Below are 16,979 nucleotides of genomic sequence, written 5' to 3'. Positions count from 1 at the left end.
GACTAACACATGTCAAACACGGCCATAGATTGCGTGCCATATATTAGTAAGGCCTCAGTTATATCAGTTCGCCGCTGGCTGATGATAGGGTCAGTTGTGCTGGCATCAGGGCAACTCGCCGGGTGTGGATCATCCCAGCCAGAACCTGCGCCGCTCAGGACGGCTCTCACGGCGACGGTGCAGCAAGCTAGTTCAAGCGACACCCAGATCACTGGCATCGTCCGATCATTGGGGTCTTATGATATTGCCCCCGAGAATCCTGGGCGGCTTGTTCGGCTAAGAGCAAACATCGGCGATAGGGTCGCGCAGGGTCAAATTCTTGCAGAATTCGACGCGGAGCCATTCCGACTTCAGGCGTCCCAGTCCCGAGCGCAGATGCAGGCCGCGAATGTTGATCTGGATGCTGCCCGCCGTGAGGCAAAACGTCTTGAAGGGCTTGTTGAGGCTGGCGCGGCGGCGCGGCAGGATCTTGATGCCGCAAGGACAAACGTCAGCCGTGCGGAAGCACAGCAGCGGGCTACCTCCGACCAAGCTGCGCTGAATGCCCGTGCCTTGGCAAAAACCCAATTACGCGCGCCCGTGGCCGGGGTGATTACGGCTCGTCAAGGCGAGCTTGGCGCCATACTTCCGGCTGGGGCCCCCGTGTTCTCGCTGGAAGGTGCGGGTGAACGCGAGATCGTTGCTTCGGTCTCCAGCGCGACGGCCGAACAGCTACGCATCGGAACGATCGTGCGTTTCAATATCGGTGGTTCGGGCGGGCAAGCTCGATTGTCCGGCCTTTCTCCGCGATCTGCCGGTGTGGATGCACAGACAGCGCGGTTCACCATCGTTTCAGGCACCGCAGCACCCGGAGCGGCCGTCGAAGTTCGCTTGCCAGCCGGAGGAGCCACCAACGGCGATTTGATGCTGCCTTTGTCGGCCGTCATCGCTGACCGCTCCGGTGCCCGCCGGGTTGTCGTTGTCGGTCAGGACGGTCGAACGACGGCAGAACCGGTTCAGATCATCAGCGTCTCCTCTGCGGGCGCGCTGGTGCGGGGACGGTTATCTCCTGGCCAGCGCGTCATTGCCACTGGCGCTGAACTCATCAAGGCTGGCGAACGTGTTCGCCCGCTCACCTTCACGCCTTGAACGCGGTAGGCATCATGTCCCTCACTGAAATCGCCATGAAGCGGTCACGCTTCACTCTGACCGGCGCCGTCGCCTTGCTCATCGCAGGCTTGGTGATCCTGATCGGATTCCCCGCCACCGAGGAGCCGACCGTCCCGTTTCGGGCTGCCACAATTGAAGCCTATCTTCCGGGCGCAACACCTGAGCGTCTGGAGAGCCTAGTGGCCAAGCCGCTCGAAGAGCGTGTGCGAACCGTTGCCGAAGTCAAAAAAATGGAAACGACTCTGCGCCCTGGCGTGGTGATCATGACCATTGCGCTTCACAGCAATGTCAGTCCTCAGCGCGTAAACCAGGTCTGGCAGACCTTGCGCGCTCGAAGCCAGGAGGCCGCAGCGCTCTTCCCGGCAGGCACGATCGGCCCAGTCCTCAACGATTCCTGGGGCCGGGTATCAGTTATGACCCTTGCGCTTACTGGCGAAAGTTACAGCCAGGGTCAGCTACAGGAAGCTGCGCGCGCGGCACGATTGCGGTTGCAAGGCGTGACCGGCGTTGAGCAGGTCTCGCTTCACGGTGTGCGTGAAGAACAAATTTACATTGAAATATTGCCAGCGCGCCTCGCTGCGGCTGGCATCAGCCTGGAAGCCGTCGCCAAGGCGATCGGTGATCGGAACATGGTGGTGTCGGCCGGCGAGCTCGATGTGTCCGGACGCACTCTGATGCTTGATGCCTCCGGTCAGCTCAAGACAGCCTCTGCGGTCGGGGCTGTACCCGTCGCCCTTCCAGGCGGAGGTTCCGTCCCGCTTTCCACGATCGCCAAGATCGAACAACGCCCCCAGGACCCTCCGACGGCTGCTGCCGTTTTCGACGGCAAACCGGCGATCGTACTCGGCGTCTCGATGCGCACGGGCCTGAACGTCGTCGATTTCGCTGACGCGCTCCGCGCGGGAGTCGCCTCCGCACAAGCAGACCTCCCGATCGGGATGACCCTTTCCCCGATCACCGATCAGGCGGAGGTCGTGGGCCACAATCTGCAGAAGGTCGGCAAGATTTTCGCGGAGACGGTCGTCATCGTCATGGGTGTCGTCGTCGTGTTTCTCGGTTGGCGTGCTGGATTGGTCACCAGTGTGATTGTGCCGCTAACGGTCCTCGGCACTCTTCTGGTGATGAGCGTGCTTGGGATCGAACTGCACCAGATCTCAATCGCCGCCATCATCATCGCGCTTGGTATCTTCGTCGACAATGCCATCGTGGTAGTCGAGGATTATCAGCGACGTATTGGAGATGGCGAAGCCGCCGAATCCGCTGCTATCCATGCGGGCAAGACTATGGCCGCGCCGCTGCTGGTTTCGTCTCTGGCTATCATCCTGGCCTTTACCCCGCTGGTGGCCGGGTCGAGTGAAACTGCCGAATACATGCGCAGCCTCGCTATTGTTCTCGGCGTCACATTACTCCTGTCGTTGTTTCTCGCCCTGACGGTCGTGGCACTACTCTGCAAGATGTACATCAAAGCCCCTCACGAGGAGCATGAGAAGGACGACTGGATCGGGCGGCTCAGGCGCTGGTACGGGCGCAAAGTACTAATCATTGTCGGCCGTCCAGCAACTGTAGCTGTCGCAATGGTTGCGCTCCTCGCAGGGGCGACCGTCCTCAATGGCCTCCTGCCTCAAGGGCTGCTGGGTCCGTCTGACCGTGCCCAGGTACAGATTCCGATTGAGATCGCCCCCGGAGGCGCCACTCGGGAAAGCCTGAGGGTGGCTCAGGAAATCTCGGCAAGGATAAGCGATCGGAAGGCGCATCCGGAAGTCGTCAGCAACGTGGTTTATGTCGGCGACGGTGGACCGCGGTTCATTCTTGGCCTCAACCCGCCTCTGCCGGCTGGCAACCGCGCCTACGCCGTCGTCAATCTTGCCAAGGGCGCTGATAGCGATGCTGTCGTGCGCGAACTGCGCGACGATCTCACCACCCGTTTTCCGCAGGCGCGTATCGAGCCCAAGCGCTTTTCCCTGGGGATGTCGGAAGCCGGCAAGGCGGTGTTCATTCTTACAGGGCCCGATCGCGACACATTGAGCAAGGCTGCCGAGAAGCTCAAATCGGCACTGCGTACAGTGCCGGGGACGCTCGACGTCCGAGATGATGCTGAAACGGTGATCCCGCGCCTTGTCGTAGATATCGATCGCGCACGCGCGGAAGCCGCCAGCGTCACGCCGGCCGACACGGCGCGTGCCCTGCAAGCGGCTTACTCGGGGTAACGGTCACCACATTGACCCGTGGCGAACTCACGACCCCGGTCGTATTGCGCGCCGATGCGACGCTGCGCCTTTCGCCCGACGCAATCTCGGCGACGCTGGTCAAGCCGGGCGTTACGCTTGGCGATATCGCGACAGTGCGCCTGGCCGATCAGGACAGCGTTTTAAATCGCCGCAATCAATACCCCACGATTATGGTTAGTGCGCGCCACCCCACTCTGACGGCCCAGGCACTGACCAGCAAGGTCGCCGACGCGGTCGCCAGCCTCGACCTGCCAGCCGGGCATTCGGTGATCCCGGGGGTGAGATCGAAGAATCTGCCGAAGCCAATGGCGGCCTGATCCAGTATTTGCCGATAGCACTCTTCGGCATGGCCGGACTGTTCCTGTGGCAGTTTGGTAGCGTCAGGAAGACGATGATCGTCATGGCCTCGATCCCATTCGTCATCATTGGGGCGACCTTGGGTCTGTTCCTCGCCCGTCAGGAGATGAACTACACCGCCACGCTCGGTCTGCTGGCGCTGGCTGGAATCATCGTCAACAATGCGGTTCTACTGCTCGAACGAGTAGTCGAGGAGCGGGCCAACGGTGCCGGTCATGTCGATGCCATCGTCCGTGCAGCGGAGGTCCGTTTGCGCCCGATCATCATGACCAAGCTTACCTGCATTGTCGGTCTTCTGCCGCTGTTCGCCTTCGGCGGCGATCTTTGGCGACCGATGGCAGCCGCGATGATCGGAGGCCTGGCGCTCGGCACGCTTATCACTTTGGTCCTGATCCCGGCGCTCTATTCGCTGTTGTTCCACCGCCTGCCGGCTTTGCGAACCCGTTCTGCCCCGCCTCAGGAGGCTTTGTCATGAGATCGCAAGTTGTCTTACTCGCTTCGGCTGCGCTCGCGCTAAGCGGTTGTGTCAGTCTCTCTGAGCGAACACCAGTTCCCCCGGTGATGCCGACCTGGACGGTGATTGCAGAAGGACAGAGTGCCCAGCCGGTCGTTCTGGACTGGTGGCGGGCATTTAATGACCCGGTGCTCGATACATTGGTCAGCGATGCGTTGGCGCGCAATGCCGATCTCGCCGCCGCTGCCGCAAACCTCAAAGCGGCTCAGGCACTGGTTGGCGAAGCGAAGGCCAGCGCTCTGCCAGGTGGATCGGTTGAAGCTGGCGTCTCCAGCAGGCGCGTTGCGGGATTAGCCCAGCCCCCATTTCCGGGGGCGCCTGATCGCTATCCGGACCAGAATCTGGCAAATGTCGGAGTCACGCTCGGGTGGGAAGTCGATCTGTTTGGACGCATCTCCGCGAACCTCGCAGCAGCACGCGCTCAGGAAGGTGAAGCTCTATGGCTGCGCCGGCAGACAGAGGCTGCGGTAGCGGCGTCGGTTGTCCGCGCTTATGTGGAGAATCGCTACGCTGCCGAGCAAGAGCTGCTGGTGCAGAAGCGCATCGCCGCGCTGGAGGCAATTTCACTGAGTGTCGATAAAGCGGAAGCGCTCGGTGCCGCTTCACGCATAGATCGCGAGGCGGCAACTAGTGCGCTTGCCCTGGCGCGAGGTCAGTTACCTGACCTTGTCGCTTCACGCCGCAATAGCGCACGACGTCTGTCGATCCTTGGCGGGCGCGTGCCTGACCCCAATCTGGCGCCAGGCAGTCTACCCATCGCTCCCAGCGTGCTTGATGCCGGCGATCCGGCAGCCATGCTGCGCCGACGACCCGATGTCGGCGCAGCCGAGCAGCGGCTTGCTGGCACTGTGGCACAAGCGCGTATTGCGGTCACAGATCTCTATCCACGTATTTCGCTAGCCGGAAATATCGCGCTTTCAGCTCGGCCTGACCGGCTCGGCGATGATGGCGCCGTAGGATTTGCGGTTGGGCCGAGCCTGATCTGGGGTTTGTTTGATATGCCCCGGCTACTACGCCGGGTGAAATCTGCTGATGCTAGATCGGAAGCCGCGCTTGCACAGTGGCAGGCCGTGGTTCTGGCCGCACTCGAAGAGTCCGATAGCGCCTTGGAGGCTTGGAACTCAAGTCGGTGGGCCGCCAATGAGGCAGAAATTGCCGCGCGCTCTGCCGAGCAAAGCGCTGAATTGGCGACAGTTCGGGAAAATGCGGGTCAGATTTCTGCTCGTGCACGGTTGGGCGCGCAAGTCGAAGCACTGGATGCAAAGTCGACCGCCTTGGCCCGGCGAGTTCAGAAAACGCAAGGCTGGATAGCCGCGCAGCTCGCGTTGGGAGCAGGCTGGCGCGACATCCGCCCTTAAGTTCAATAATCAAAATCCCGTGGTGCAATGAACCATCATTCAACGACGTCATTTAATAAGGGAACTAAAAATGCATCCTTTCTTTCCCTATGCTGCGTTGACGGCTGCTATTATATGCGAAGTGACCGGCTCGACTTTCATGGCAAAATCTGAGCAGTTTACTCGGCCAATTCCGACACTTTTGATGGCATTATTCTTTGGGATGTCATTTTACTGTTTGACGCAAGCGCTCCGCGTTATCCCTCTTGGCATAACATATGCAATTTGGGCTGGATGCGGCATCGTTCTCACTGCCATCGTGGGGGTTGTTGTGCTCCGCCAGGCTTTGGATGTGGCCGCGATCATTGGCATCGGCCTGATCGTTTCAGGCGTGGTCGTTATGCAGGTCTTCTCAACCTCGTCCGGGCATTAATTTGCCGTTCAATATCCGGCAACTTCGCTACGCTATCGCGGCAGCAGATCACGGTTCCTTCTATCGTGCGGCACGTGCCCTAGATGTCGAGCAATCGACTCTGAGCCGGGCTATCCTGAAGCTGGAACACTCTATCGGCATGTCTATTTTTGAGCGCTCGCGTTCAGGTGTCACAACAACGCTGGCTGGAAGCACCTTCATCCGCAGCGCTAAGCCGATGGTAGACACAGCCGATAAGTTGGTAAAAATGATGCGTGCAGCAGGTCAGGGCCGTGCTGGTGGCCTGATGATCGGACACAACAGTTCCGTTTCTGCCGGCAATTTGCGTGCAACGATATTGAATTGGATCGAAACTCACCCGGATGTTGATGTGGAGTGCGTTGAATCCGACAGAAGTCTACTTCTGGCCGGACTGAATACTGGAGAAATTGACATCGCAATCTTGATGGGCGTTGCGGGGCAGAACGGATTTCGCTGCGAACCGGTGTGGAGCGAGCGAATGCTCGTTGCATTACCCGAGTCGCATCCACTCGCGAACCAAGATGTCGTGCACTGGACTGATCTTCGGGAAGAGCGCTTCCTATTACCAATCACCGACCCTGGCCCAGCTATTCGCGATATGCTGCTTGGCCGTCTGGCGTTGTCCGGCAGTAAGCCCGATATTCGAGTATTGCGGTCGAGCCGAGAGACTGTGTTGAGCATGCTAGGCGTTAGCTCTGGCGTGAGCATCGTTTGCGAAGGTTCGACCGGCGCACTGTACCCTGATGTTGTGTATCGGCCAATACACGGGGAACAAGGGCCGGCACTAACTGGCTTTTCCGCCTATTGGTGCGAAGACAATATCAATCCGACTATTCACCGTTTCCTCGGATTCATCAAGAGTCGCTACGCGCTAACCTTTGATTTCTCGACAAAAATACAGTAATTTACACAGAATTTTCTGGAGATATCTACTATGTCTCACAGCAAGACAATCATTATCGTGTTAGTCAACTTGGCCATCGGTTTTGCGGGAGGCTTTGCCTTACGACCGCTGATTGCGCCGATCCCTCAAGCGAGGATTACCGCCACCGGGGCAGCGGTGGCCAAGGCATCGGACGACGCACGCGGCACACAGTATTTCGTCGCTCATATCGACGAGGCTCGACAGTTGGTGGCCGGATGTCGTGACGGCTCGGTCCGTGGCGGCGAATGCGCCACGGCCGAAGAAGCGATCATCAAGGTGGATGCTCAGGATCGCCGCCGACGCTTCCTGGGTAACTGATGGCAGCGAGGCGGTCAGCTCTTCGAGGTATCCCGTCGCCGCGAGAATCCTCGGTCGCTCGCCATGAACTTCGCCAGCATTGGCGAGACGAGCTTCTCAGGAACGATAGCATCCCCGCCGGTCTCGGCCGCAAGCGCGGCGGCGTAGGCCGTGAGATCGCGGTGAACAGCGGCAGGCAACTCCACCGTGAGCTTGACGGGGCGATCGTCGGCCAGCGGCCCGAGCTTCAACTTCGTCATCGCGTTACTCCGATGGGTTCGAGCACCAAGTCGCGGGTCAGCACCACGCGCAGCGGATGCCCCGGCCGGATGGTGAGCGTGGGCGGCACATTGAGCTGCCGACGCACGATCTGCTGGCCGGTCTGGTTGATGGTGTCCTGCGAGCCGCGTCGCAGTGCGCGGGTCAGGTCGTCCTCGCTGTCTGCGCCCAGCTCAGCACCGACCCCCAAAAGCGTCGAAACGGCCGCCGCCTTCAGGAGATTGCCCCAATGCTGGTTGACGCGGTCCTGTAGGCCCGCAAACCCTGCGCCATCGGTGCCGGGCTGGCGCTCGAGAACGATCGAACGTCCGTCCGGCAGGATGAGCCGGTCCCAGGCCAGCAGCACGCGTGTCTGACCCGCGGCGACCTCACTGTCATACTCGCCAATCAGCCGCGCGCCCTGCGGGATGAGGAGGATGCGCCCCGTAGGGCTGTCATAGACGTTGGCCGTTACCTGCGCGGTGATCTGGCCGGGAAGGTCGGAGCGGATGCCGGTGATGAGGGCAGCCGGTATCAAGCTGCCGGCCTGCACGATGTTGGGTGATGACGGCGTGGTCAGCCTCTCGACACTGACCGTGCGCTGGTTCGGCGCCTGCGCCATGAAGGTGCGCCTTCCCGCTTGATCGCTTTGCGCCGACGCATCGCCCGTCGCCGCAGGCGCTGGAGTCGGCGCTGCGAGAACCGGCGTAACCGGGGTGTCCGGTGATGCGGCGCTTCCGCTGCCGCCGAGGAAGACCGAGCTGGTGCGGGCCGCGTCGCGCTCCTGAGCGGCACGCTGCCGAGCCGCCTCCGCCGCCTGAGCGCGCGGATCGGGCGGACCTGGCTGCGCGCCGACCGGCGGCACGGTGACATCCTCGCCGCGCTGCTGTGCCGATACGATCGGTCGGCCGAGGTCGCCGGGCAGCGGCGGGCCGAGCCGGGGCGCTTGGGCATAGTCGCGGGGCCCCGACGTGATAGTCTCGGCCGTGGCGCGGCTATCGGTGTTGTAGAGTTCCTGCGCGGCCCGATCGCTCGGCGGTCGTAGCGCATAGATCAGCGAACCACCTATGCCGAGGCCGGCGGCGACGCCGACGACGGCGAGCGCTTTACGGGAAAGCCGCATGACGCGGGGCGGATCGCCGCGAAGCTGGAACGCCGCCGGATCAGGGCGGGCCGACTGTGCGGCGGGCCGATCCTCGACGGACGGATCGTGGCTGTCGGTCACGGCCGCCCCCTCCGTCCATCGTCCCGCACGATGCGGACACGCTGCTCGGTGCGCCGGTCGCCCAGGCGCAGCTCGGCGGCAGCGAACAGGCGATCGACCACCATGTAGCGGCTTTGCACGCGGTAATTGACCAGCTCGGCGTCGCCGGCCACGCCGGTCACGAAAAGCGGTGGCATCTCGCCCTGCGAGATCCCGGCGGGAAACTCGATGAAGACCTGCCTTCCGTCGTCGAACGCGCGGGCCGGACGCCACGGCGCTCTATCGCCGTCGATGCGATAGCGGAAGTTGAGCGCCGCCACGTCCACGCCGGTCGCTACCGGTGCAGCCGCAGCAGCAGCCGCGTTGCGGCCTTGCAAGGCGATGAGCTGGTCGTGCGGATAGGTCCAGGACACTGACGCCATGTAGGTCACGGGGGTGGCGCGCAGCTCCAGATGGTAGGTGCGCCGATCCGTATTGATAATGAGGTTGGTGGCGAGGTCGGGTCGGGTGGGCTTTACCAAGATATGCACGCGGGCAGCTGCTCCGCTGCCGCTCACCGTATCGCCGATGATCCACCGCACCGTGTCGCCCGCCGCGACCGGCCCCGGCCCGACAAGCTGCTCGCCTTGCTGCAAGGCGATGTCTGTCACCTGACCGGGCGCGGTATAGACCTGATAGAGCGCGCCTTCGGTCCACGGGTATTGCTGGATGGCGTTGAGGAAGCCGTCGCGCACCGGCTGGACGCGCGCGGCATCGTTGGCGTCGCCGACACGGCGGCGCGGATCGGCGGGCTCCGGCGGTCGCGCGCGCTCCGTCACCGGCTTCAATTGACCGGGGAGCGGCAACGGCTCGGGGATCGTGACGATCTCGACCGCGCGGGGCGGCTCGGCCGCGGGCGTCGCGGCGATCGCCGGGGGCGGATCGTCCAACGCGATCACGGGCGGCCTGGCCGACGTGGTGGCGCAGCCGGCGAGCGCGGATGCGGAGACGAAGAGCGCGGCCGTGGCCACGCGGCGGATGAGTATGCCGGTCATTGCGACAGCTCCTTCGACCAATTGAGGGCGTTGACGAAGACGCCGAGCGGATTCTTGCGCAGGGCGTCGGGGGTGCGCGGCGGCTGCACGACGATGGTGAGGATCGCCGACCAGCGTTCGGTGGCGGCAAGGCTGCCGTCCTGATAATGGCGCTCGATCCAGGCGACGCGGAAGCTGTCGGGTGAGGCGCGGATGACGCTCGACACTTCCACCGCGACCTGCCCCCGACCGACATTGGCGAACGGGTCGTTGGCCCTCGCGTAATCGTTGAGCGCGAGCGCGCCGCGATCGGTGGTGAAATCGTATGCTCGAAGCCAGTTCTGACGGACGATGACCGGATCGGCCGGTATCGCGCGGACCTGCTCGATGAAGCGGGCGAGATGGAACGCGACCTGCGGGTCGGTGGGACGGTAGCCGGCCTCGGCCGGCGCGACCGCTTGGGCCTCGCCGAGCCGATCGACCTGCACGACCCAGGGGACGATATGGCCGCGCGTCGATTGCCAGACCAGACCGCCGGCCAGAACGCCTGAGAGGGACAGCGTCCCGAAGAAGGCGAGCCGCCAGTTCTTCGCCTGCACGCGCGCCGAGCCCATGCGGTCGTCCCATGCCTGCGCCGCGCGCTGATAAGGGGTGGTCGGCGCGGGCGTCTGGCCGTAGCGGATGCTCGGTCGCTTGAACATGGGTCAATCCTTCTGGCTGGTGTCGACGGACGCGCCGCTGCCGCCGCCATCGCCGGAGCGCAGCGTGTGGGCAGCGATGGTCGCGCCGTGGGTCATGGTCTGGCGGTTCTTCATCGCGGACGCCCAGGCGGGCGCGCCGGCCGGTGCGTCCGGCGACGGCGTGGAGCTGCCGCCCGAAATGGTCCCGCCGGTCGCGGTGACGGCGGCACGTCCGCCGGAACGGTAGCTATCCTTGAGCGAGGCTGCCGCCTTGCGCAGCGGCGACATGGCTGCGCCGACGGCGGCTTGTCCGACGCCGCCTGCGCCGCCAGCGACTGCGGCCGCGCCGGACTTGCCAGCCGAACCAAGCGCATAGGCGCTGTTTGCGGCCCCGGACGTGAAGGCGGCGCCTCGCGCGGCGCCACCGGCCGCGCCCACCGCAGCGCCGACGCCGAGCCGGGCCGCAGCGGCGCCACCGGCCAGCGCACCGCCGGCCGCGAGCACGGTCCCCGCTGCGGCCCCTGCGCCAAGCGCCGGGCCGCCGGAGACAATGCCATTGGCGATCGACGGGCCGAAGATGCCAAGGCCGAGAAGGCACAGCGAGGCGAGCGCGACGGCCAGCGCGTCCTCGATGCTGGGCTGCGCGCCGCCGAAGCCGGCGCGGAACTCGTCGAACAGGGTCGAACCGATGCCGACGATGACGGCGAGCACCAGCACCTTAATGCCTGACGAGATCACCAGCCCCAGCACGCGCTCGGCCATGAACGCGGTCTTGCCAAACAGGCCGAACGGGATGAGCACGAATCCGGCGAGCGTCGCCAGCTTGAACTCGATCAGCGTCACGAAAAGCTGGATCGCCAGAATGAAGAAGGCGAGGATGACCAGCAGCCAGGCGATCAGCAGCACCGCGATCTGGATGAAGTTCTCGAAGAACGCGACCCAGCCCATAAGGTCGGAGATGGATTCGAGAATAGGCTGGCCCGCTTCCAAGCCAACCTGCGCGACGCGGCCCGGCTGGAGCAGTTCGGCCGCCGTAAAGCCGGTGCCCGACGCTTTGAGGCCGAGCCCGGCGAAACTCTCGAAGACGATGCGTGCCAGGCTGTTCCAGTTGCCGATGATGTAGGCGAAGACGCCGACGAACAGCGTCTTCTTGACAAGGCGCGCAATGATGTCGTCGCCCTCTCCCCACGTCCAGAACAGGGCGGCCAGGGTCACGTCGATGACGATCAGGGTGGTGGCGATGAACGCCACTTCGCCGCCGAGCAGGCCGAACCCACTGTCGATGTAGCGGGTGAAGACATCCAGAAAGCGATCGACGACGCCGGTGCCGCCCATGTCAGTTCTCCTGTGGGGTCGCGCCATCGGCGATGCGGGCAGCGGGAAGCGCACCGGGCGCGAGGAACCGGCGACGGTTCTCGGCCCAGGCACGCAGGCAATCCGGGTCACTCGCCCCGGCCGCGCCGATCGACTGGCAGCGGCGCAGCTCGATCAGCAGCGGGTCCGTCGCCGATGTCTCGGCGACGGCCGCCGGCCCCGCGCGCGGTGGCTCTGGCGCACGGCTCATCTCGATCGCCGTCATGGTGATGGCGATGGCGACGAAGATGACCGCGCCGATGCGCGCGAGGAGCTTGCTGTCCACGGGCGTTAGTCGTGGAACATGCGGGCGTTGCCCGGCTGATAGCCGGTGGACCGCGTCAGGAAGCGGCGCAGACGTTCGCGGCTCTCGGCTTCAACGGCCGCGTTGCGCGCCGAATCCAGCGCCTGCGCCCGGCCCTGCGCGGCGAGCAGCGCCGTCAGGTCCGCGAGCTGCTGCGATTGCAGCGCGAGAAGCTGGTTGCCCGCCTGCGCGGCTTGGAGCGCGCCGGTCGCCGACTGACTAGACGTGACCACGCCGTCCATCGTCGTCCGCGCGCCGTCGATATTGCCGACGACGCCAGCCTGCACACGCAGCGCATCCTCGAACGCGCCGACGCTATCCTCCCAGCGCGCATTGGCGTTAGCGACCATCTGCGCGTGGGTGCCGGTGAGCGCCGCGCCCTTGTAGCGGCCGTTGAAGACCTGTTGGACGTTCTGCACGTCGTAGGCGATGCGCTGGGCTTCGCCGAGAAGCTGCTGGGTGCGCTGCACCTGCTGCTGCAACTGCTGGAGCGAGTTGAACGGCAGCGACGCCAGATTGCGCGCCTCGTTGATGAGGCTGGTCGCCTGCTGCTGGATTTGCTGGATCTGGTTGTTGATCTGCTGGAGCGACCGCGCGGCCGTCAGCACGTTCTGCGCGTAATTGGTCGGGTCATAGACGATCCCGCCGAACTGAGCGTGCGCCGGCGTGGCGGCGGTGATGCCGATCATGCTCGACGTGGCGATGGCGCCGGCCAGCATGGCGCGGCGCAGGATATTGGGCTTCATGGGGTCATGTCCTTCAAGGCAAGGGGAAGCTGGCCGGCATCTTCCCGGCGACCGGCCAGCGGATCAGGTTGGGGGTCGGGAAGGAGATCGACCGCCCAGGCCAAGCCGCGATGGCGCAACCACTCGGCGGCGAAGTGCTCGCGACCGTGTGTCTCGACGAGTTCGGTGATGCGGAGCTGATCGGTCTTGGAAGAAGCGGCGGCGAAGGCCAGCGCGACCTCGCCAAGCCCCAGCTCAAACAGCCGGTTGCCGCGCCGCGACTGGCAGTAATAGTCGCGCTTGGGCGTCGCCCGGCTGAGGATTTCGATCTGTCGGGCGTTGAGCCCGAACCGCTCGTAGATGGCAGCGATCTGCGGCTCGGCCGCGCGCTCGTTCGGCAGGAAGATGCGCGTCGGGCAGCTTTCGATGATGGCCGGCGCGATGTTCGAGGTTTCAATATCGGCGAGGCTCTGCGTGGCGAACACAACGCTGGCGTTCTTCTTGCGCAGCGTTTTCAGCCATTCGCGGAGTTGCGCGGCGAACTGCGGGCTGTCGAGAACTAGCCAACCCTCGTCGATGATGATGAGCGTCGGCGAGCCGTTCAGCCGGCCTTCGATCCGGTGGAACAGATAGGACAGGACAGCGGCGGCCGATCCGGCGCCAACCAAGCCCTCGGTCTCGAACACCTGGACAGACGCCTCGCCGAGACGCTCGACCTCTGCGTCGAGCAGCCGACCCCACGGCCCGCCGAGGCAATAGGAAGCGAGCGCCTGCTTGAGCTGCTGGCTCTGGAGCAGCACGGCCAGCCCGGTCAGCGTGCGTTCCGGCGCGGGCGCACTGGCAAGCGACCCGAGCGCCGACCACAAATGCTCTTTCGCCTGCGGATCGACCGCGACGCCTTCGGAGACGAGGATCGCCGCGAGCCATTCCGCCGCCCACGCACGCTCGGACGGATCGTCGATCCGGGCGAGAGGCTGGAGCTGCACGCCGTCACCCGCCTCGTCGGCGAGCATCCCGCCCAAGTCCTGCCAATCGCCGCCCATGCCGATCGCGGCGGCGCGGATGCTGCCGCCGAAGTCGAAGGCGAAGACCTGGCCGTTCTCGTAGCGGCGGAACTGCATCGCCATCAGCGCGAGCAGCACCGACTTGCCGGCGCCGGTCGGGCCGACGATCAGCGTGTGGCCGACGTCGCCGACGTGAAGGGAAAACCGGAACGGAGTCGAGCCTTCGGTCTTGCCATAGAGCAAGGGGGGCGCACCGAAATGCTCGTCCCGTTCCGGCCCCGCCCATACTGCTGACAGGGGGATCAGGTGGGCGAGATTGATGGTGGAGATCGGGGGCTGGCGGACATTGGCGTAGATGTGGCCGGGCAGGCTTCCCAGCCACGCCTCGATCGCGTTCATGCCCTCGGGAATGACGGTGAAGTCGCGGCCCTGGATGACCTTCTCGACCAGCCGCAGCTTCTCGGCGGCGATGGCGGGATCGCGGTCCCACACCGTCACCGTGGCGGTGACGTAGGCCATGCCGGCATAATCGGCACCCAGTTCCTGCAGGGCGGTGTCGGCGTCGGCGGCCTTGTTCGAGGCGTCGCTGTCCATCAGGACCGACGCCTCGTTGGTCATCACCTCCTTCAAGATCGCCACGACGCTCTTGCGCTTGGCGAACCACTGGCGGCGGATGCGGCTCAGCAGCTTGGTCGCGTCGGTCTTGTCGAGCATGATCGCCCGCGTCGCCCAGCGATACTCGAAGGCGAGCCGGTTCAGCTCGTCGAGCAAGCCGGGGAACGTCACGCTCGGAAAGCCGACGATGGTGAGCGTGCGGAGGTGATGGTCGCCCAGGCGCGGTTCCAGCCCGCCGGTCAGCGGCTCGTCCGCCAAGAGGGCGTCGAGGTGCATCGGCGTTTCCGGCACGCGCACGCGCTGGCGGCGGGTCGAGACCGTGCTGTGCAGGTAGGTCAGCGTCTCGGCGTCATTGAGCCAGCGGACCTCGGGCACGAATCCCTCGACCAGATTGAGGACGCGGTCGCTGCGATCGGTAAAGCCCTTGAGCAGTTCCCACGGATCGACGCCGGTCGTGGCCCGGCCCTCGTAAAGCCAGCCTTCGGCGCGCGCCGCTTCCTCTGCGGGCGGCATCCACAGCAGCGTCAGGAAATAGCGGCTCTCGAAGTGTGCGCCTTCCTCGCGGAATTGTTCGCGGCGCTCGAACTCGACCAGCGACGACACAGGATCGGGAAAGTGGCCTTCCGGATAGTCGAGCGCAGGCGTGCGCTGCGCCTCAACGAAGATCGCCCAGCCTGAGCCAAGCCGACGCAGCGAATTGTTCAATCGCGCAGTCGTGGCGACCAGCTCGGCCGGCGTCGCGCTGTCGAGATCGGGGCCGCGAAACCTCGCAGTGCGCTGGAACGAGCCGTCCTTGTTCAACACGACCCCTTCGCCGACCAGCGCGGCCCAGGGCAGGAAGTCTGGCAGGTTTGCAGCTTTGCTACGATATTCGCGCAAGCTCATCATGGCCGCATCCAAACAGGCAAGCGGAGGTGGCGGCGGGCCACGTCCACGAATTGCGGGTCGCGGCGGGCGGCCCAGACGGACAGCCCGTGGCCGATGGCCCAGATGACCAGGCCTGCGATCCACAGCCGCAGGCCGAGGCCGATCGCGCCCGCCAGCGTTCCGTTGACGATGGCGAGCGCCCGCGGGGCACCGCCGAGCAGTATCGGCTCGGTCAGCGCCCGGTGAACGGGAGCATGGAAACCCGCGATCGGTTCGGCCACGTCGAGCATCAGACCAGCGCCCCGCCGCCGAAGCTGAAGAAGCTCAGGAAGAAGGAGCTGGCTGCGAACGCGATCGACAGGCCGAACACGATCTGGATCAGCCGGCGGAACCCGCCGCTGGTGTCGCCGAACGCCAAAGTCAGGCCGGTCACGATGATGATGATGACCGCCACGATCTTCGCCACCGGCCCCTCGATGCTTTCGAGGATCGACTGGAGCGGCGCTTCCCAGGGCATCGACGATCCACCGGCACGGGCCGGAACGGCGAAGGTCAGCGCGACCACGCCGGCGGTGGTGGTAAGCATGGCGCGGCGTGCGCCATGCCGAATGGCATGGATCATGGCAGGTCTCCCGATTGGGTGGTGGAAAGGGATGCGAGGCGGTAATCGCCGGTCGTGGGATCGAGCCCTTCAACGCGGGCCAGCTCGGTCAGCCGACGCCCGTGCGCGTCGCGCACCAGCACGGCGATCAGGTCGATCGTCTCGGCGATCAGCGCGCGCGGGACCGTGACGACGGCCTCCTGGATGAGCTGCTCCATGCGGCGCAGCGCGCCTAGCCCGGTGCCGGCGTGGATCGTGCCGACCCCGCCGGGATGGCCGGTGCCCCACGCCTTGATGAGGTCGAGCGCCTCGGCACCGCGCACCTCGCCGATCGGGATGCGGTCGGGACGCAGGCGCAGTGATGAGCGGACCAGCTCGGCGAGAGACACCACGCCATCCTTGGTGCGCATGGCGACGAGGTTGGGCGCGGCGCATTGCAGTTCGCGCGTGTCTTCGATCAGGACGATGCGATCGGCGGTCTTTGCCACCTCGGCGAGCAGCGCGTTGACCAGCGTTGTCTTGCCCGCGCCGGTCCCACCAGCGACGAGAATATTGGCGCGGGTCTCGACGCCGTGGCGCAACGCCTCGGCCTCAACTGCCGACATGATCCCGGCGCGTGCGTAATCGTCGAGCGTGAATACGGCGACGGCGGGCTTGCGTATAGCGAAGGCCGGCGCCGCGACGACGGGTGGCAGCAATCCCTCGAACCGTTCGCCCCCCTCGGGCAGTTCGGCCGAGACGCGGGGGCTGCGAGCATGACCCTCGACACCGACATGGTGCGCGACCAGCCGGACGATGCGTTCGCCGTCTGCGGCGGACAGCATCTCGCCGGTATCGCTAATCCCCTCGCCGAGCCGATCGAGCCAAAGTCGGCCGTCCGGGTTCAGCATCACCTCGATGACGGCGGGGTCGTCGAGCCAGGCTGTGATCGACGGTCCCAGCGCCGTGCGCAGCATCCGCGCGCCGCGTGATTTCGCCTCGGATCGGATTGGCTGGACGGTCAACGACTGGCCCCTCGATTGGGCCGGGCGAACCGCCGCCCGGCGTCAGGGGCACATCAAGAGACGCAGCAATGCTCGCGTCGCAACAGCTAG

General features: G+C 64.8%; 19 protein-coding genes. 8 read left to right on the top strand and 11 right to left on the bottom strand.

Annotation, left to right across the window (positions count from 1 at the left end; all coding sequences use genetic code 11):
- The first annotated feature begins 9 nt into the window (after positions 1–9).
- From EGO55_RS03785 to EGO55_RS03750, 8 genes are all read left to right on the top strand, one after another.
- The gene (locus EGO55_RS03785; RefSeq protein WP_082660293.1) at positions 10–1,128 is read left to right on the top strand and encodes an efflux RND transporter periplasmic adaptor subunit; all 1,119 of its coding nucleotides are present in this window, start codon (positions 10–12) and stop codon (positions 1,126–1,128) included.
- A gap of 14 nt (positions 1,129–1,142) precedes the next feature.
- On the top strand, positions 1,143–3,356 hold the full coding sequence (locus EGO55_RS03780; protein WP_124916685.1) for an efflux RND transporter permease subunit: 2,214 nt from the start codon (positions 1,143–1,145) through the stop codon (positions 3,354–3,356).
- An 11-nt stretch (positions 3,357–3,367) separates the two neighbouring features.
- Complete coding sequence (locus tag EGO55_RS03775; RefSeq protein WP_124916684.1) at positions 3,368–3,694, top strand: efflux RND transporter permease subunit; 327 nt, start codon at positions 3,368–3,370, stop codon at positions 3,692–3,694.
- 8 nt (positions 3,695–3,702) lie between these two features.
- Positions 3,703–4,209: an efflux RND transporter permease subunit gene (locus tag EGO55_RS03770; protein ID WP_244925487.1), complete on the top strand. Its 507-nt coding sequence runs from the start codon at positions 3,703–3,705 to the stop codon at positions 4,207–4,209.
- On the top strand, positions 4,206–5,606 hold the full coding sequence (locus tag EGO55_RS03765) for an efflux transporter outer membrane subunit (protein ID WP_021691203.1): 1,401 nt from the start codon (positions 4,206–4,208) through the stop codon (positions 5,604–5,606). Before EGO55_RS03770 ends, EGO55_RS03765 begins: the two co-directional genes overlap by 4 nt.
- A 70-nt stretch (positions 5,607–5,676) precedes the next feature.
- Positions 5,677–6,018: a DMT family transporter gene (locus tag EGO55_RS03760; RefSeq protein ID WP_021691202.1), complete on the top strand. Its 342-nt coding sequence runs from the start codon at positions 5,677–5,679 to the stop codon at positions 6,016–6,018.
- A gap of 1 nt (position 6,019) precedes the next feature.
- The gene (locus EGO55_RS03755; RefSeq protein ID WP_021691201.1) at positions 6,020–6,943 is read left to right on the top strand and encodes a LysR family transcriptional regulator; all 924 of its coding nucleotides are present in this window, start codon (positions 6,020–6,022) and stop codon (positions 6,941–6,943) included.
- A 30-nt stretch (positions 6,944–6,973) separates the two neighbouring features.
- Positions 6,974–7,282, top strand: coding sequence for an EexN family lipoprotein (locus EGO55_RS03750; RefSeq protein ID WP_021691200.1), 309 nt, complete (start codon positions 6,974–6,976; stop codon positions 7,280–7,282).
- 14 nt (positions 7,283–7,296) lie between these two features.
- On the opposite strand, the gene EGO55_RS03745 is transcribed toward EGO55_RS03750, so the two are convergent.
- The 11 genes from EGO55_RS03745 to trbB are packed head-to-tail and all read right to left on the bottom strand — an operon-like array spanning position 7,297 to position 16,889.
- On the bottom strand, positions 7,297–7,521 hold the full coding sequence (locus EGO55_RS03745; protein ID WP_021691199.1) for a DUF2274 domain-containing protein: 225 nt from the start codon (positions 7,519–7,521) through the stop codon (positions 7,297–7,299).
- On the bottom strand, positions 7,518–8,744 hold the full coding sequence (locus EGO55_RS03740) for a TraB/TrbI/VirB10 family type IV secretion system protein (protein ID WP_021691198.1): 1,227 nt from the start codon (positions 8,742–8,744) through the stop codon (positions 7,518–7,520). Before EGO55_RS03740 ends, EGO55_RS03745 begins: the two co-directional genes overlap by 4 nt.
- Positions 8,741–9,757, bottom strand: a complete 1,017-nt coding sequence (gene trbG, locus EGO55_RS03735) for a P-type conjugative transfer protein TrbG (protein WP_021691197.1) — start codon at positions 9,755–9,757, stop codon at positions 8,741–8,743. Before trbG ends, EGO55_RS03740 begins: the two co-directional genes overlap by 4 nt.
- Entirely contained in the window at positions 9,754–10,437 is a 684-nt protein-coding gene (gene trbF / locus EGO55_RS03730) for a conjugal transfer protein TrbF (protein ID WP_021691196.1), read from the bottom strand. Before trbF ends, trbG begins: the two co-directional genes overlap by 4 nt.
- Before the next feature lie 3 nt (positions 10,438–10,440).
- Positions 10,441–11,751: a P-type conjugative transfer protein TrbL gene (gene trbL, locus EGO55_RS03725; RefSeq protein ID WP_021691195.1), complete on the bottom strand. Its 1,311-nt coding sequence runs from the start codon at positions 11,749–11,751 to the stop codon at positions 10,441–10,443.
- A gap of 1 nt (position 11,752) precedes the next feature.
- Complete coding sequence (gene trbK-alt, locus EGO55_RS03720) at positions 11,753–12,055, bottom strand: putative entry exclusion protein TrbK-alt (RefSeq protein WP_021691194.1); 303 nt, start codon at positions 12,053–12,055, stop codon at positions 11,753–11,755.
- 5 nt (positions 12,056–12,060) lie between these two features.
- A complete protein-coding gene (gene trbJ / locus EGO55_RS03715; protein WP_021691193.1) occupies positions 12,061–12,819 on the bottom strand; it encodes a P-type conjugative transfer protein TrbJ in 759 nt (252 codons plus the stop codon).
- Complete coding sequence (gene trbE, locus EGO55_RS03710; RefSeq protein WP_040716717.1) at positions 12,816–15,305, bottom strand: conjugal transfer protein TrbE; 2,490 nt, start codon at positions 15,303–15,305, stop codon at positions 12,816–12,818. Before trbE ends, trbJ begins: the two co-directional genes overlap by 4 nt.
- Positions 15,302–15,574, bottom strand: a complete 273-nt coding sequence (locus tag EGO55_RS03705) for a VirB3 family type IV secretion system protein (RefSeq protein WP_021691191.1) — start codon at positions 15,572–15,574, stop codon at positions 15,302–15,304. The genes trbE and EGO55_RS03705 overlap by 4 nt, the downstream gene beginning before the upstream one ends.
- On the bottom strand, positions 15,574–15,906 hold the full coding sequence (locus EGO55_RS03700; RefSeq protein ID WP_021691190.1) for a TrbC/VirB2 family type IV secretion system protein: 333 nt from the start codon (positions 15,904–15,906) through the stop codon (positions 15,574–15,576). Before EGO55_RS03700 ends, EGO55_RS03705 begins: the two co-directional genes overlap by 1 nt.
- Positions 15,903–16,889 (bottom strand): P-type conjugative transfer ATPase TrbB, encoded by a 987-nt coding sequence (trbB, locus tag EGO55_RS03695; RefSeq protein WP_040716716.1) that lies wholly within the window; start codon positions 16,887–16,889, stop codon positions 15,903–15,905. Before trbB ends, EGO55_RS03700 begins: the two co-directional genes overlap by 4 nt.
- Between the last annotated feature and the right edge of the window lie 90 nt (positions 16,890–16,979).

The organism is Caenibius tardaugens NBRC 16725, assembly GCF_003860345.1.
Lineage (GTDB): Bacteria > Pseudomonadota > Alphaproteobacteria > Sphingomonadales > Sphingomonadaceae > Caenibius > Caenibius tardaugens.
This window is presented reverse-complemented; position numbering and strand designations above follow the sequence as displayed.